The sequence below is a fragment of the Pseudomonas lini genome (genome assembly GCF_001042905.1).
GTDB classification, from domain to species: domain Bacteria; phylum Pseudomonadota; class Gammaproteobacteria; order Pseudomonadales; family Pseudomonadaceae; genus Aquipseudomonas; species Aquipseudomonas lini.
Window position 1 is genome coordinate 938,529 of sequence record NZ_JYLB01000001.1, and the last position, 17,011, is coordinate 955,539.

14 protein-coding genes are annotated in these 17,011 nt (G+C 56.3%); 10 read left to right on the forward strand and 4 right to left on the reverse strand.

Features of this window, described 5'->3' with window-relative positions; all coding sequences use genetic code 11:
* The first annotated feature begins 174 nt into the window (after positions 1-174).
* From TU81_RS29295 to TU81_RS04090, 3 genes are read left to right on the forward strand one after another with little or no spacing between them, the layout of a single operon-like run.
* Entirely contained in the window at positions 175-1,161 is a 987-nt protein-coding gene (locus tag TU81_RS29295; protein WP_053078272.1) for a hypothetical protein, read from the forward strand.
* A 53-nt stretch (positions 1,162-1,214) separates the two neighbouring features.
* Complete coding sequence (locus tag TU81_RS04085) at positions 1,215-2,171, forward strand: hypothetical protein (protein WP_053078273.1); 957 nt, start codon at positions 1,215-1,217, stop codon at positions 2,169-2,171.
* A gap of 53 nt (positions 2,172-2,224) precedes the next feature.
* Complete coding sequence (locus TU81_RS04090) at positions 2,225-3,139, forward strand: hypothetical protein (protein ID WP_038983387.1); 915 nt, start codon at positions 2,225-2,227, stop codon at positions 3,137-3,139.
* 13 nt (positions 3,140-3,152) lie between these two features.
* Here the strand turns inward: TU81_RS04090 and TU81_RS04095 are convergent, their stop codons facing one another.
* The 4 genes from TU81_RS04095 to TU81_RS04110 all read right to left on the reverse strand — a co-directional run bounded on the left by TU81_RS04095 (position 3,153) and on the right by TU81_RS04110 (position 9,172).
* On the reverse strand, positions 3,153-3,530 hold the full coding sequence (locus TU81_RS04095; RefSeq protein ID WP_038983388.1) for a response regulator: 378 nt from the start codon (positions 3,528-3,530) through the stop codon (positions 3,153-3,155).
* A 44-nt stretch (positions 3,531-3,574) separates the two neighbouring features.
* Entirely contained in the window at positions 3,575-4,789 is a 1,215-nt protein-coding gene (locus TU81_RS04100) for a hybrid sensor histidine kinase/response regulator (RefSeq protein ID WP_048393514.1), read from the reverse strand.
* A 76-nt stretch (positions 4,790-4,865) separates the two neighbouring features.
* Complete coding sequence (locus TU81_RS04105; RefSeq protein WP_038983390.1) at positions 4,866-5,681, reverse strand: CheR family methyltransferase; 816 nt, start codon at positions 5,679-5,681, stop codon at positions 4,866-4,868.
* A complete protein-coding gene (locus tag TU81_RS04110; protein ID WP_048393516.1) occupies positions 5,681-9,172 on the reverse strand; it encodes a response regulator in 3,492 nt (1,163 codons plus the stop codon). The genes TU81_RS04105 and TU81_RS04110 overlap by 1 nt, the downstream gene beginning before the upstream one ends.
* Positions 9,173-9,432: 260 nt before the next feature.
* Here TU81_RS04110 and TU81_RS04115 point away from each other — a divergent pair, with 260 nt between their 5' ends.
* The 7 genes from TU81_RS04115 to TU81_RS04145 all read left to right on the forward strand — a co-directional run bounded on the left by TU81_RS04115 (position 9,433) and on the right by TU81_RS04145 (position 17,005).
* A complete protein-coding gene (locus tag TU81_RS04115) occupies positions 9,433-9,798 on the forward strand; it encodes a response regulator (protein WP_048393673.1) in 366 nt (121 codons plus the stop codon).
* Positions 9,799-9,854: 56 nt separating this feature from the next.
* Positions 9,855-11,147 (forward strand): glycosyltransferase, encoded by a 1,293-nt coding sequence (locus TU81_RS04120; RefSeq protein ID WP_048393518.1) that lies wholly within the window; start codon positions 9,855-9,857, stop codon positions 11,145-11,147.
* 184 nt (positions 11,148-11,331) lie between these two features.
* Positions 11,332-12,204 (forward strand): PI-PLC domain-containing protein, encoded by an 873-nt coding sequence (locus TU81_RS04125; RefSeq protein ID WP_038983394.1) that lies wholly within the window; start codon positions 11,332-11,334, stop codon positions 12,202-12,204.
* A 200-nt stretch (positions 12,205-12,404) separates the two neighbouring features.
* A complete protein-coding gene (locus tag TU81_RS04130) occupies positions 12,405-13,286 on the forward strand; it encodes a PI-PLC domain-containing protein (RefSeq protein WP_048393521.1) in 882 nt (293 codons plus the stop codon).
* 79 nt (positions 13,287-13,365) lie between these two features.
* Positions 13,366-14,271, forward strand: a complete 906-nt coding sequence (locus TU81_RS04135; protein ID WP_038983396.1) for an AraC family transcriptional regulator — start codon at positions 13,366-13,368, stop codon at positions 14,269-14,271.
* Between the two features lie 318 nt (positions 14,272-14,589).
* Positions 14,590-15,900, forward strand: coding sequence for an ABC transporter substrate-binding protein (locus TU81_RS04140; RefSeq protein ID WP_048393523.1), 1,311 nt, complete (start codon positions 14,590-14,592; stop codon positions 15,898-15,900).
* A gap of 205 nt (positions 15,901-16,105) precedes the next feature.
* Positions 16,106-17,005 (forward strand): carbohydrate ABC transporter permease, encoded by a 900-nt coding sequence (locus tag TU81_RS04145; protein WP_223569648.1) that lies wholly within the window; start codon positions 16,106-16,108, stop codon positions 17,003-17,005.
* Positions 17,006-17,011: the final 6 nt, after the last annotated feature.

Genomic DNA, 17,011 nt, shown 5'->3' on the forward strand with positions numbered 1-17,011 from the left:
GGCACAGCCGCTCAGCTTAGACCCCGATTTGAAGCCTGTCAGCTGTCAACTCTGATAGCTATTCAGTGCCGTTCCTCCTTGATTAACTCTCCTCTGAAGTCCGCAGCACGACCTCTGGTGGGTTGCTCTGCGCTCGCCTGCCACGCGCAGGTCACATCAAGGGATGGACAGGCAATGAAGGAAATCATCGCACTGATGTTTTTGGTTGTTCTGGCGGGCTGTCAGGTTCGCGAACAACAACAACAACAACAACAACAACAACAACAACAACAACAACAACAACAACAACAACAACAACAACAACCGGCCCCAACGGAACAGGCACCCATGGCGGTGCAAGCTGAGTCCGGTATCGCCAGCACAACCAACAGCGCAACGCAGAGTGGCGCAACGGTCGCGGCCAATCTGACCACGCAATACAACGACACTCGCCCCGATTGCGGCAAACCCTCAATGCCGGCCTTCCTCTGCCGGGGCGTGACGATGAGGTCTACGGTGCCGTCGAACGCCTACTCAAGCTGGAACCCCAGCCCCCACTCGCAAACCAGTGGAGGGGTATCTTTTTCGTATTTGAGCAAAGATGCCAAATTCACTGGCCTGGTGTTCGGGCAAAAAAACGGCTTCATCTTCTACCCGGTGCTGGCAAAACCGACGGGTACGCGGCAGATCGAAGTGCTGTGTTCATACCCGATGGATGGCGCAACTACACTGAGACTGGCGCCCGGCTGCGGTGCGCACCCCTACTCTCCCGACCGTAGCCGACGCTGCCAGACCATCGGAGTGACGACCGCCGAACAATGGCTCACAAACCGCATCTCTATTTCGGACATGTGCAGCTTCGACGTTCGCGATTCAATGAACCATTTGGGGGCAGACTCTTTCTACCAAACCATTCGAGCGCATCAGTTAGGCAATTTCTTTGCCGGACAACATGACTACATCGAATTGATCCTGGCAACATGGCCACAAAACATTCCCAACGAACTCCCCATCCAAGCGTTCTTCTACCTCGACGGCGGCCTGGCCGGAGCGCAGCACGACCAGCGAGACTTCTTCAACAAGACCGGTGGTCGGGTAATGCCCATCATCAGAATCACCTTGCCACGTAACGCTTCGGAAGACGCGCAGTTCATCTACAGCGCGGCGGATCAGGTCAAGTAAAGATCAGAACACCACGCATTGTGTGCAGATCACATTCAAGGGATGGACAGGCAATGAAGGAAGTCATCGCATTAATGTTGATGGTTGTTTTGACGGGCTGTCAGGTTCGCGAACAACAACAACAACAACAACAACAACAACAACAACAACAACCGGCCCCAACGGAACAGGCACCCATGGCGGTGCAAGCTGAGTCCGGTATCGCCAGCACAGCCAACAGCACGGCGATAAGTGGTGCAGCTGTCGCAGCCAATCTGACCACGCAATACAACGACACTCGCCCCGATTGCGGCAAACCCTCAATGCCGGCCTTCCTCTGCCGGGGCGTGACGATGAGGTCTACGGTGGCGTCGAACGACTACTCCAGTTGGAACCCCAGCCCTCACTCGCAAACCAGTGGAGGGGTATCTTTTTCGTATTTGAGCAAAGATGCCAAATTCACTGGCCTGGTGTTCGGGCAAAAAAACGGCTTCATCTTCTACCCAGTGCTGGCAAAACCGGCGGGTACGCGGCAAATCGAAGTGCTGTGCTCATACCCAGTGGATGGTGCAACCCAACTGAGGCTGGCGCCCGGCTGCGGTGCGCACCCCTATTCTCCCGACCGTAGCCGACGCTGCCAGACCATCGGTGTGACGACCGCCGAACAATGGCTCACAAACCGCATCTCTAGTTTGGACATGTGCAGCTTCGACGTTCGCGATTCAATGAACCATTTGGGGGCGGACTCTTTCTACCAAACCATTCGAGCACATCGGTTAGGCAATTTCTTTGCCCAACAACATGCCTACATCGAGCTGATCTTGAAAACTTGGCCACAAAATATTCCCAACGAACTCCCCATCCAAGCGTTCTTCTACCTCGACGGCGGCCTGGCCGGAGCGCAGCACGACCAGCGGGACTTCTTCAACAAGACCGGAGGTCGGGTGATGCCCATTATCAAGATCACCTTGCCACGTACCGCTTCGGAAGACGCGCAGTTCATCTACAGCGCGGCGGACCAGGTCAAATAATGATCAGAACGCCACACATTGTGTGCAGGTCAACTTCAAGGGATGAGCAGCCAATGAGAAATATCTTCGCACTGGTGCTGATGGTTGTTTTGGCCGGCTGTCAGGTTCGCGAGGAACAAAGAGGAACAGGAGGCGCTTCGCCAACCCGCGGCGCTACGGCCAATGGCGCGATGGTTGCGGGTGAACTGACCAGACGCTATCAAGACACCCGTGTCGACTGCGGCCAGGCCACGATGCCGGCGTTTCTGTGCTCAGGCATCGTGCTGCGCTCGACGGTGCCATCCACGCAATACTCAAGCTGGAATCCCAGCCCGCATTCACAACAGAGTGGCGGTGTGTCGTTCTCGTTTCTGCGCAAGGATTCGAAATTCAGGGATCTGGTGTTCGGCCAGATCAACGGGTTTATTTTCTATCCGGTTCTTGCTACCCCGCCTGGCATTCGGCAGATCGAGGTTCTATGCAGCTACCCCATCGACGGCTGGAGTCAGCTTCGAGACAAGCCGGGGTGCGGGGGGCACCCCTACTACCCTTTGGAAAGCCGGCGTTGCCAAACTTTGGGCATCTCGACGGCCGAACAATGGATGGCACATTGGCAACGCGCCCCTGCTCCGTCGAATGCCCCGGCTTATCAATGCAGTTTTGATGTGCGCGACAGCATGAACCACCTGGCGGCCGACTCCTTTTACCAATCCATACGCACGAGGAACATGCTCGGCGCAAGTTGGTTCCCTCAGCAAAACGAACTGATCCTGGCGACTTGGTCGCAGAATATCCCTCGAGAATTGCCCATCCAGGCGTTCTTCTATCTCTACACCCCGGGCGGGTTGGCCGGTGCACAACATGACCAGAGGGACTTCTACAATAAAAGTGGGGGGATGGTGGTTCCGATCGTGCAAATGGTACTACCCGCCTCTCCCAGCGAAGAGGCGCTGTTCGCCTACTATCCGGCTGATCAAATCGTTCCCTGACACCGAGGTACGATCAGGACAACATGTCCTGCATGATCTGTTGCAACACATCCAGATCGAACGGCTTGGCCAGGATCGGTGCTTTGCGGGTGATCGGGCTGTCGGTCTCGCGAATTTCCTGCGGATAGCCGCTGATGAAGATGACCTTGAGCTCCGGTCGCAACTTCACGGCGGGTTCGGCGATCTGCACGCCAGAGATTCCCCCCGGCAAGCGGAAGTCGGTGATCATCATGTCCAGATGCGGTTTGCTCGCCAGAATTTCAAAGGCCTGTTCGCCGTTTTCGGCTTGCAGCACCCGGTAACCCTCGCCCGACAAATAAGCAGACAGCACCATCAAGATCGAAGGGTCATCCTCGACGATCAGTACCACATCTTGTGCATCTTCACTCATGGATAGCCTTTGTTCGGTCAATAGCTGCTGATACGACCGTGCGGTCACTCAGAGGTTGCGTTTATCGGGCTGTTTTCCTGCAGCGGCAGACAAACGCGAAACAAGGCGCCTTCGCCAATCCGGCTCTCGACGGTGATGGAGCCACCATGGGCGGCGACAATCTGCTCCGAAATAAACAGCCCCAGGCCCAGCCCCGCTACGACGGCCTTGGCGCTGACCCGTTCGAACTGCTGAAAAATGCGCTGCTGATTCTCTTCACTGATCCCGATACCGCAATCCTGAACCTCAACCCACGCTTGCCCGTGCTGATTGTACACGCGTACGTCGATCTGGCTCTTGGCGCCATAACGCAGCGCATTGGTCAACAGGTTGGAAATCACCTGTTCAATACGGAACTCGTCCCAATTGCCCACCACGGGCTGCTCGGCCGTCAAGGTAACCGACGACTCCGCAGCCTCGACCTGTGGTGCAAAGTTTTGCAGAAGGTTGTTCACCAGTTGCACCAGGTCAAACCGACTGGGGCGAATCGACAGCTTGCCAGTACGGATCCGCGACACATCGAGCATGTCTTCGATCAGGCGAATCAGGCTTTTGATCTGCCGCTCATCGCGGTCGACCATGGCGTGCATCTTGTCCAGGGTGAAGGCCGCGGCGTTATCCCGAGCCAGGTGCATTCTGCGCAACTGGGTTTCGAGAATCAGGCCGTTGAGCGGCGTACGGACTTCGTGCGCCACGATGGACATGAAGTCATCACGCATGCGCACCGCTTGCTCCAGCTCATTCTGGGTGTTCTGCAACTGCTTGAGCAGCGCCTCTTGCTCCCGGCGACTTTGCTCCAAGGCTTCGACCTGATGCTTCATCGCTTTGCTCTGGCGATACAGGTCGACGAAGACATTGACCTTGCTCTTGACCGCGTGAACATCCAGCGGCTTGTGCAGGAAGTCTACCGCACCGCTTTCGTAGCCCTTGAACGCGTAATTAAGCTCGCGGCCGGCGGCACTGACGAACACAATCGGGATGTTTTTGGTTTTTTCCGTGCCGCGCATCAACTCTGCCAGCTCGAAGCCGTTCATGCCGGGCATCTGCACATCGAGAATGGCCAAGGCGAATTCATGCTGCAACAACAGCGACAGGGCTTCGTCGGCGGACAGGGCCTTGTAGACGATACGATCTTCACGCCTGATCAATGCTTCGAGCGCCAGAAGGTTCTCCGGCAGATCGTCGACGATCAGCAGTTTGGCCTGGACGGTACTTAACATGCGACTCCTTGCAGCTCGACAAGCAGGCGGCCGATGCCGTGAAGATCCAGCCGATGAGTATCCAGCACTGCCCTATTCATGATTTGCGATATATCCGTTCTGATTTGACCAATGCTTCAAACTGATTGCCATAGGCCGAAAAATCCAGGGTTTCCTTACTGCCCAGTGCCAGAAAGCCCCGATGACACAGAGATTCGTGAAACAAGCCAAATGCACGACCCTGTAGTTTTTTATTGAAATAAATCAATACATTACGGCACGAAATCAATTGAGTTTCCGAGAACACGCTGTCGGTGGCCAGGCTGTGATCGGCGAAAGTCACGTTGTCGCACAGGCTCTTGTCGAAAATGGCGTAGCCATAGGCCGCCGTGTAGTAGTCGGCGAATGAACGCTGACCACCAGCCTGCTGGTAGTTGTGAGTGTAGGCCCGAACATTCTCCAGTGAAAAAATCCCCTGCCTGGCTTTATCCAGCGAGCGCGGGTTGATGTCGGTGGCATAGAGAATGGTGCGATCCAGCAGCCCTTCTTCGCGCAGCAGAATCGCCATCGAATAGACCTCTTCGCCGGTGCTGCAACCAGCGATCCAGACCTTGATCGACGGATAAGTCTTGAGCAGGGGCACCACTTCCCGACGTAGCGCCAGGAAATGCGAAGGATCGCGGAACATTTCACTGACCGGAATCGTCAGCAATTGCAGCAGTTGCATGAACGCGGTCGGATCGTGCAGAACCTTCTCTTGCAGCGCCGAGATGGTACTGCACTCGAACTGACTCAACGCGTGATTGACCCGGCGCTTGATCGACGCGACCGAGTAATCGCGAAAATCGTAGCTGTACTTGAGGTAGATCGCCTCAATCAACAGGCGCAATTCGACGTCGGCATTGCGTTCCACTAAATGCGTTCCATCTTGGGTAGCCACACACGGATCAACGAAAACAGGCGATCCAGGTCGATGGGCTTGGCCAGGTAGTCGTTGGCGCCGGCGTGCAAGCAGCGCTCCTGATCGTCCTTCATGGCCTTGGCCGTCACCGCAATGATCGGCAACTTGCGCCAGCGCGGGTCCTTGCGGATTTCGAGGGTGGCTTCGAAACCATCCATCTGCGGCATCATCACGTCCATCAGCACCAGGTCAATGTCCTCGACTTCATTCAATTTCCCGATCGCTTCACGGCCGTTGCGACCAATGACCACGATTGCGCCTTTTTGCTCCAGCGCGCTGGTGAGGGCGAAGATGTTGCGTACATCGTCGTCCACCAGCAGCACTTTACGGCCCTCGAAAACCTTGTCGCGGCTGCGGGCGGTCTTGAGCATCGCCTGGCGCTCATGGGACAAACGGGATTCGACTTTGTGCAGAAAGAGCGTCACTTCGTCCAGCAACCGCTCGGGCGAGCGTGCGCCCTTGATGATGATCGAGCGCGAATACTTGCGCAGCTCGGCCTCTTCGTCCCGAGTCAGATTACGTCCGGTATAGACGATCACCGGCGGGAACGAGCAGATATCCTCGGTGGACATGCGCTTGAGCAAGTCGTTGCCGAGCATGTCCGGCAGCTTCAGGTCGATAATCATGCAGTCGAAAATCGTGCTGCGCAGCAAGTCGAGTGCGTCCTGCGCCAAGCCGACGGCGGTGATTTCGATGTCCTCGTCGCCGATCAGTCGGGCAATGCTGTCGCGTTGCACATCGTCGTCTTCGACCAGCAATACACGTTTGACCTTCTGCGTCAGTTTGGCTTCGAGGCGGGCAAACACGGCCTTGAGTTCCTCACGCGTGGTGGGCTTGACCGCATAACCGATGGCGCCCATGTGCATGGCGGCTTCGACGCGGTCTTCGACCGAAATCACGTGCACCGGGATGTGCCGGGTTTCGGCATGCTCTTTCAAACGCTGCAATACCGTCAGCCCGGAATGATCCGGCAGGCGCATGTCCAACAGAATCGCATCGGGGATGAACTGCCTGGCCAGGTCGTAGCCTTCGTCGGCGCCGTGGGCTACCAGGCACTGATAACCCAGTTCATGGGCCAGGTCGTAGAGGATGTGCGCAAAATTCGGCTCATCTTCCACCACCAGAATGCAGCGAGTGGCGAATGGCGCCTTGTTGCGATCATCGTCGAAACGCGGAATATCGACGGCGGCAATCAGCGGCATTGGCGCAGCAACCATGGCGCTTTTCGGCATGACAACCGGCGTGGCTTTCATGGTCTCGACAGGCGCATCGCCCGGTTCGACGTACTGCTGCGGCAACACCAGGGTGAACACACTGCCTTGCCCAGGCGTACTGGTCACACTGATCGAGCCGCCCAACAAGGTGGCCAGATCACGAGAAATCGACAAGCCCAGGCCGGTGCCGCCGTAACGACGATTGGTGGTGCCATCGGCCTGACGGAAGGCTTCGAAAATGCTTTCCTGCTGGTCCGGCGCAATACCGATGCCGGAATCGCGGACGATAAAGGCGATGCCATTGTCTGGCTGAGCAGCGACGCTCAGGTTGACCGTGCCCTTTTCGGTGAACTTCACCGCGTTGGACAGCAGGTTCTTGATCACTTGCTCCAGTCGCTGACGGTCAGTGAACAGCATCAGCGGTGCATCGGCCTGCAACTGCACCTGAAAATCCAGTTTTTTGTCCGCAGCCATCGGCTGGAACATGCCTCGCAGGCCTTCCACCAGACGCGCAACATTGGTGTTCTCCGGACGCACCTCAAGCTTGCCGGCCTCGACCTTGGAAATATCGAGAATGTCGTTGATCAGGTTAAGCAAGTCATTGCCGGCGGAATAAATCGAGTCGGCGAACTTGACCTGCTCGGCGCTGAGGTTTTCCTGCGGGTTTTCCGCCAGCAGTTTGGCCAGAATCAACGAACTGTTCAGCGGCGTGCGCAGCTCGTGGGACATGTTGGCGAGGAACTCGGACTTGTACTTGCTTGAGCGCTGCAATTCTTCGGCGCGCGCTTCGAGCTCAACTTGAGCCAGATTCAGTTCGGTGTTCTTCAGGTCCATGGCATCGCGTTGCGCGGCCAGGATCTGCCCCTGCTCGGCGAGTTGTTCGTTGGTTTGCTCCAGCGCTACCTGCTGGGTTTCCAGGTGGCCCTGGGATTCCTTGAGAATCCGCGACTGCTCTTCCAACTCTTCGTTGGCGGTCTTGAGTTCTTCTTGCTGAACTTGCAGCTCTTCGTTGAGTTGCTGGGCTTCGGCCAGCACTTCCTGCAAGCGCTGGCGATAACGAGCGGCCTCGATAGAGGTGCCGATGTTGCCGGCAATCAGCTCGAGCAGTTCGATGTCGCGGTCGGCCAAGGGGCGCAAGAAGCCCAGTTCGATCACGCCGTTGACCCGATCGTCGTCACTGGTCGGCACCACCAGCACGCTATGCGGCAGGCCTTCGCCAAGACCGGAGCTGATTTTGAAGTAATCACTCGGGACGTCGTCGAGACGGATCAAGCGCGCCTGTTGCGCCACCTGGCCGACAATCCCTTCGCCACTGTAGATCTGCTGCTCAAGCGCTTCCTGCTCCCGGGAGAAACCGTAAGACGCGATGCGCTTCAGGCCACCATGGTCCTCACGGACATAGATGGCCGCGACGGCGGTGCCCAGATATTGCGCGCAGAACTGCAGAATGTTGCGCCCCAACAGATTGAGGGATAGCTGCCCCAAGACTTGCTCGGCCAGTTCGGTCTGGCCATTGCGTAACCAGGCTTGCTGTTCAAGGCGCCGGGCACTGGCCTGTTGTCCGGCGAGATTGGCGCTGTAACTTTGCGACAGTTTGAGCAAGTCCCGACGGCCAATATAGGCCAGCAACCCGCTGATACCGGCCACGAACAGCAGATAAAGGGCGATGCTCCAAATCGTGGTTTGGCGCACTTCCTCGTTGCGAGTGGCGCGCAACTGCTGTTCCAAATCGATCACATCTTCGAATTGCTTGCGGATCTCATCGGTCAGCCGCTTGCCGCGTCCGGCCTTGACGGCGCCACGGTAGTCACCGCTGGCGCGCTGCAAATCGATCATCGATTGCGCGTAATGGGCCCATTCTGTCTGCAAGGCCTGGAGCCGACGCAGACGATCAGTCTGGACCGGATTGTCGGCTGTCAATTCGAGCAAGGTAGTGAGAGCGACGGCGATTCTCGGCTTGGCTGTCTCGTAGGGATCAAGGAAATGTTCATCTCCGCTGAGCAGGAACCCGCGCATGCCGGTTTCCAGATCGACGGTCAGCTTTATCGCCTCATTGGCATTATTGATCACCCGGTCGGTGTGCTGGACCCACTGGATCACCGACAACAAGTAGGTGATCAGCGAAACGAAGAACACCGCGCTGATGACGCCAACCCCCAATGGCAGGCTGACGTTGCGGCTCAGGAGTTTACGGAATCGTTGCTCATCAACCGAGGACGCAGAGGTCATGGGGAAGCCTTGTCGTACTGTTGAAAACCATCGAGTCTGCCCCAAAACGGTCGGGCTCATCCATTTTTCTGACATGTTTTGCGGCAAAAACCTGCATTTAGCTGCTCTGGGACAAAGGAGCGGTTATTCTCTGCGGCTCTTGTGCGGCTATTGTTTTTGTAGCGCGTCGGGAGCTTGCCGTGATTCGTCACTGACTCATGCAAGAACCCGGCGGTTTCGATCGTCCGGCAACCGCGAATTCAACCTTTGAGAGCCCCACTATGCCCGCTGACACCTCCACCATTCTAGTCGTAGAAGACGATGCCATCGTGCGCACGCTGATCGTCGATGTACTGGAGGAACTGGAATTCCGGGTACTTGCGGCGGATGGCTGTGAAATGGCGCTGGAGTTCATCAACGATGAAGACCAGGACATCGATTTGTTGATGACGGATGTGGGATTGCCGGTAATGGACGGTCGGGAATTGGCCAAACAGGCACGCATGCTGCGTCCAGAATTGCCCATTCTGTTCGCCAGCGGCTATGCCGAAAGTATCGAGGTGCCTGACGGCATGCATCTCATTGGCAAGCCGTTTTCCATTGATCAGTTGCGGGACAAGGTCAAAGACATACTCGTCCAGGCCTGACTTTTCTCGCGCCACGATTCTCTCCACTCTCTACCCGCTTCAAGGAATACCCGTCAATGAGTCAGCCCCGCGCAACCAAAGTCCTGGTGATTGGTTACGTCTGGCCCGAGCCCCGCTCTTCTGCGGCCAGTGGGCATGTCATGCAAATTCTCGATACGTTCCTGCAGCAGGGCTGGGACATTACCTTCAGCAGCCCGGCCGGCACCGGTGAACACCGTGCGGACCTGACCGCGTTGGGCATTCGCGAAGTGCCGATCGAGTTGAATAACAGCAGTTTCGACACCTTTGTCAGTGAACTTGCACCGGATATCGTGCTGTTCGACCAGTTCATGATTGAGGAACAGTTCGGCTGGCGAGTAGAGAAACACTGCCCCGACGCCTTGCGCGTGCTGGAGACCTCCGATCTGCAAAGCCTGCGACATGCCCGGCATCAGCGACTCAAGGAGCGCTTGAAGGCCAGCGACGACGCCGATGATTTCAGTGAGTTGTTCGCCCCGGCATTGCAGGAAGAGTTCGAGCTCATGGCCGATACCGATCTGGCAAAACGGGAGATCGCTGCGCTGTATCGCTGCGACTTGAATCTGATGATCTCCGAAGTGGAGATTGAATTGCTGGTCGAGCAGTTCAAACTGCCGCGCAATTTGCTGCACTGGTGTCCGCTGATGGTCGATCCGCCGAGTGCGCCGCCGCCAGCCTTTGAAGACCGTGCGCATTTCCTCAGTATCGGTAACTTCCGCCACGCGCCCAACTGGGACGCCGTGCTCTGGATGAAAACCACGATCTGGCCGCTGATCCGTGCGCAGTTGCCAGAGGCGAAACTGCATATCTATGGCGCCTATACGCCGCCCAAAGCCACCGCCCTGCACAATGCGGCCCAAGGGTTTCATGTGATGAACTGGGCAGAAGATGCCTTGCAAGTCATGTCCGCGGCCCGGGTGTGCCTGGCGCCGTTACGCTTCGGTGCGGGTATCAAAGGCAAGATCGTCGACGCCATGCTGTGCGGCACACCCAATGTCACCACCCCGATTGGCGCAGAAGCGATGCACCGCGAACAGCCGTGGCCGGGCGCCGTGACCCGAACCGCGCGTGAGTTCGCCGATTGCGCGGTTCGTCTTTATAAAGACAAAGACCTCTGGATGAGCGCCCAATCCCAGGGGCAGATGTTATTAGCCGATCGCTATCAGCCGTCGATACATGGCCCGGCACTGATCGAGAAGTTATTGTATTGCCAGCAACACCTGGCACAACTTAGACGGGATAACTTTACCGGTAGCATGTTGCGCCATCACCATCACAAAAGCACTCAGTACATGGCGCAGTGGATCGAGGCCAAGAACCGAAATCAATAACCAGGCCTCCAACTTTTACCGCAACTAACAAACAGAAATCCAACACTGTCAAAACACATACCTTGCATTAATCCCGCGATTGGATAATTACACTTTCATCGTTATAAATACGAACAAGCCGCCCCCTCAAATACATCAACATTAAAGGGCGGTTTTTCTATCAATCGATGCAAGGATGCATTTAATGAGCAATAGCACTTTAGAAAACTACGCACTCAATAACTGGATGACCGCCACACCGACCATTGACACTTTATCGCTCTGTGAACTGACTCTGCCGGGCACCCATAACGCGGGCTGCGACTGGAAAGCGTCCTACCCGATAATTCCCGGCGCCCATTGGCTGGCGTGCCAGCATGACTCGTTTTATGCCCAACTGAACAACGGTGCACGTGCGCTCGATGTTCGACTGGATTTCGACTTCGAGGCCACAGCGTTTGGTAAGTTCCGATTTCAGCACAACGGCTACCGCTCTTCCCGCAATTTGCAAATTCTCATCGCCGATATAAATCTCTTCCTTCGAGACAATCCCGACGAGTTTGTGATTCTTGACTTTCACGAACTTAAGAACGGAAAGCAGCCGTTTGACTACAGCCTCTTCAATACCCTGTTCCTAGGGTATTTGGGCAACAGGATTATTCCCGCTGGAAATATGCATCTGCCCCTTGGCGATCTCAAAAAAATCAGTCGTGATCAGAGAGTATTGGTCGCTGCCCCATGGGACATGGCGCTTGATCGAACCTGGTTTTGCAGCAAAATCGAGCACAAATGGAGTGGCATCGGTGATACAAATGTCGATGAACTGGAAAAACACATCATCGAAGTACTGAAAAGCCCTCCAGGCAAATGGGCGCCGTGGTCGCTTTCCGCAACCAGCTACGGCGCTCTCGGCGGCCCCGTAGACATTCATGCTCAACTTGACTCATGGTTTGATCCGGCAAAATCCGACTGGGCGGAAAAGTGCAACATTATCAACGTCGACTTCTTTGAAGAAACGAAGATAGTTTCTTATTGCCGAACCGTAAATCTTAAAAAAGCGAGCAATCGAATCAAATAACCCCTCACGCAACCGCGCCATCAGTTAGCTATATTTGAGGAGATATTTCTATCGCTGGCAATATTGCCAAGCACTCCTATGCTGGTTTATGAACTTGTCTTTATGACAGCCTGACAATCCAGAAGCGGCCCTTCGCCGCCTCTGGTTCACGAACCACTTCGCCCTACGGACGGGGCGAAGTCAACGCACAAGGATGAACCATGACTCACAGTGCAATAGGAACACTTGATAAACAGCGGTGGATGGGCAATGTTCTGGATATTGATCTATTGAAGCTGACCGACATTGTCTGGCCCGGTACGCACAATGCCGGCATGGACAAAAAAGCGCCCAACTATGAAGTGGTGGTCGGCAACTGGACAATCTGCCAGAACGATTCATTTGCCTGGCAACTGGCCAATGGCGCGCGGGCTTTCGATCTACGGCTTGGTTACACATTCGGCCCCGTAGAGCCGGTGTTTTACTTTCATCACAATGGGTTTCAATCCCATCGGATCCTCGATGAACTGATCGATGCGGTATCGAACTTCCTGGATCGAAATCCGGATGAATTCATCGTTCTGGACTTTCATCAACTTGGAATAGCGGGGAAACCCTTCGACTATCGAAAATTCAACGATGTGCTGGTGCGTCGCCTTGGGCTGCGAATCATCCCGCACAGCGACGCGTTGAAAACCGTGGGTGAACTCAAGCGCACCAGTTCACTGCGCCGCATCGTCATGGCAGCCCAAGGTGCGTCGGGGCTGGACAGACAATACTTCTGGCCGCGCATACCGCACAAGTGGCTCGACCAGACATTCACTGATACCAGCGAGCTGCGTAGCCATATCGCTACGACCCTTGAAGATGCGCCTTACGAAACATTTCTCTGGTCGCTGTCGGCGACCACCTATTCGCTATTGGGCGGCCCGCAGCACATAAAAAGCCAAATCAATGACTGGTTCAGTACAACGCGCGACTGGGTAACCCGTTGCAGCATCATTAACATCGACTTTTTCGACGAGTGCGAGATTGTCCGTTACTGCTGGAGCGCCTCCAGCATGAAAGCCGTGTATGGCCGTTCGTTGCATGAACGGCCCTGAACGATCAGCGTCGCAGGCTGGCACAGTGAGCCTGGAAAGAGGCATGATCAACGGGCGATAACAATAAAAGTGTCCTGACATGAGCCGACCAGCCAGAGTTACCGATCCTTCCTACGAATTGATGGACGACCATAACGGGTTGTCCATCATCTATCGTCAACACGGCTTCCCCTGCCCTTTGGTGCGCTGGCATTTCCACAAGGAATACGAACTGCACCTGATCGTCGCCAGCTCCGGCAAGGTGTTCATCGGTGACTACATCGGTAATTTCTACCCGGAAACGCTGTTCCTGACCGGCCCCAACCTGCCCCACAACTGGATCAGCCAGGTGGCCGAAGACGAAGTGGTGCCCAAGCGCGACATGCTGGTCAATTTCACTGACGAACTGTTTGAAAGCGGCCATCAGGTTTTCGCCGAGCTCAAGACGCTTGCACCCTTGCTGGAGCGCGCGCAGTACGGCATCGAGTTTCGCTGCAAGCGCACGATCCGCCAGGCCATGACCTTGATGCAGCGCATTGCCGACACCCAAGGCATGACCCGGCTCGGGTACTTTTTCATTCTGCTGGAGTTGCTGGCGGCGTCCGATGACTATCAGTTGCTGTCCGGTGCCACGACGCCGCAACTGGCCGATGAACACAATATCGACCGTACCAACCGGGCGGTGGATTACATCTTTGCCCATTACGCTCGGGACCTGCCGCTGGAAGAAGTCGCCGAGCACTTGGGGCTGACGCCAACCTACTTCAGCCGAGTGTTCAAACAAGCCACCGGGCGCTGCTTTATCGAGTTCGTCAATCGCCTGCGCATCAGCAAATCTTGCGAACTGCTGGCCGATGGCGATAAAACGGTGACCGATGTGTGTTTCGAGTCAGGCTTCAATAATATTTCCAACTTCAACCGACGTTTCCAACAGCTCAAGGGCATGACGCCGTCGCACTACCGGCGGTTGGCGGTGCAACGTTTGACTGAGCAAAACCACGGTTAAAAGCAGGATCAAAAGATCGCAGCCTTCGGCAGCTCCTACAGAATCACGCGATCCCTGTAGGAGCTGCCGAAGGCTGCGATCTTTTGATTTCGGCCGTATAAACCTGTACGGATTCAATCGGGATTAACTGCTAAAACACCGTCCTCTGCGCTTCCCGCATTGAACCCCAGTGCAAAAAAGTATCGGTCACAGTGCGATGGATGATTTGTCAGTCCATCGATTGAAGGCTGTAATCAGTGCACATTCTTCCTGCCTCGGAAGACACAAAAACAATAACTGTCCTTCTGTAACCCGCCGGGTGCAGAAAAGGAGTGCACGATGCAACCTTCTGTAAAAGCTCTGCTTGCTCTCACCTGCATGACCCTCAGTAGCGTCAGCCTCGGCGCCCAGACCCTGACCATTGCCACCGTCAACAACAGCGACATGATCCGCATGCAAAAGCTCTCGAAAACCTTCGAGGCCGAGCATCCGGACATCAAGCTCAATTGGGTGGTGCTTGAAGAAAACGTCCTGCGCCAACGCCTGACCACCGACATCGCCACACAGGGCGGGCAGTTCGATGTGTTGACCATCGGCATGTACGAAGCCGCGCTCTGGGGTGCCAAGGGTTGGCTGGAACCGATGAAAGACTTGCCGGCCAGCTACGCCCTCGACGACGTGTTCCCTTCGGTACGTGAAGGCCTTTCGGTCAAGGGCACGCTCTATGCCCTGCCGTTCTACGCTGAAAGCTCCATCACCTATTACCGCACCGACCTGTTCAAGGATGCCGGGCTGACCATGCCCGAACGCCCGACCTGGACTCAGATCAGCGAATTTGCTGGCAAACTCACCCATAAAGACAAAGAACAGTACGGTATCTGCCTGCGCGGCAAGGCTGGCTGGGGCGAGAACATGGCGCTGATCACCACTGTCGCCAATGCTTACGGCGCACGCTGGTTCGATGAGCAGTGGAAACCGGAATTCATCGGCCCCGAGTGGAAGAACGCGCTGAATTTCTACGTCGACACCATGAAGAAATCCGGCCCGCCGGGTGCGTCGAGCAACGGTTTCAACGAGAACCTGGCGCTGTTCAACAGCGGTAAATGCGCAATCTGGGTCGATGCCAGCGTGGCCGGCTCGTTCGTCACCGACAAGACCCAAAGCAAGGTCAGCGATCACGTCGGCTTCACCTACGCACCGCATGAAACCACCGACAAAGGTTCGGCCTGGATGTATTCCTGGGCACTGGCCGTCCCGACCAGTTCCAAAGCCAAGGACGCGGCGAAAACGTTCAGCACCTGGGCCACCTCCAAGGAATACGGTGCTCTGGTCGCGGAAAAAGACGGCATTGCCAACGTGCCGCCAGGCACTCGCGCCTCGACCTACACCGATGCTTACATGAATGCCGCGCCGTTCGCCAAGGTGACGCTGGAATCGCTGAAGGCCGCGGACCCGAGCAAGCCAAGCGCAAAGCCCGTGCCCTACATCGGCATCCAGTTGGTGACCATTCCTGAATTCCAGGCCGTGGGCACCCAGGTCGGCAAGCTGTTTTCGGCAGCGCTGATCGGCCAGACCACGGTCGACCAGGCCCTGACCGCCGCCCAGTCAACCACCGAACGAGAGATGAAGCGCGCCGGTTATCCCAAATAACCACGCAACCCATGTGGGAGCGGGCTTGTGTGGCGAGGGGGCTTGCCCCCGTTGGGTCGCGAAGCGGCCCCAAGGCTTTGCGACTGCTTCGCAGCCGAACGGGGGCAAGCCCCCTCACCACACAAGCCCGTTCCCACATTTGATCTTCATTCGCCTGTTCCTAATCGGTTCTATCGCCATGAATATTTCAACTGTCAAAGCTCACATGGACATCCCCCAACCGGTGCGCAAAAGCCGGTTGACCAACCCCGGCTGGTTTCTGGTCAGCCCCTCGGTAGCATTGCTGTTGCTATGGATGATCGTGCCGTTGGGCATGACCGTTTACTTTTCAATGATTCGCTACAACCTGCTCTACCCCGGTGAAAACCAGTTCGTGGGGCTGGAGAACTTCAGCTACTTTCTGAGCGACTCGGGCTTCCTGCCTGGCGCCACCAACACCCTGTTACTGGTGGGCAGCGTGCTGCTGATCAGCGTGGTGTTCGGCGTGTTGATCAGCGCGTTGCTGGAGGCCAGTGAGTTTCTCGGTCGCGGCATCGTGCGGGTGATGTTGATCTCGCCGTTCTTCATCATGCCCACCGTCGGTGCGCTGATCTGGAAAAACCTGATCTTTCACCCGGTCTCGGGGATTCTCGCCTACATCTGGAAACTGTTCGGCGCGCAGCCGGTGGACTGGCTCGCGCACTACCCGCTGCTGTCGATCATCATCATTGTCTCGTGGCAGTGGCTGCCCTTCGCGATCCTGATCCTGATGACCGCTATGCAGTCCCTCGATCAGGAACAGAAAGAAGCCGCACGCCTGGACGGTGCCGGCCCCATCGCGATCTTCTGGCACCTGACCCTGCCGCACCTGGCGCGGCCTATTGCGGTGGTGGTGATGATTGAAACCATCTTCCTGCTGTCGGTGTTCGCCGAAATCTTCACCACCACCAACGGTGGCCCCGGTTACGCCTCGACCAACCTCGCCTACCTGATCTACAACCAGGCGCTGGTGCAGTTCGACGTCGGCATGGCGTCCGCCGGTGGTTTGATCGCGGTGTTGATTGCCAACGTCGCGGCCATCGTGCTGGTGCGAATGATCGGCAAAAACCTGACAGATAAAGCCTGAGGCCTG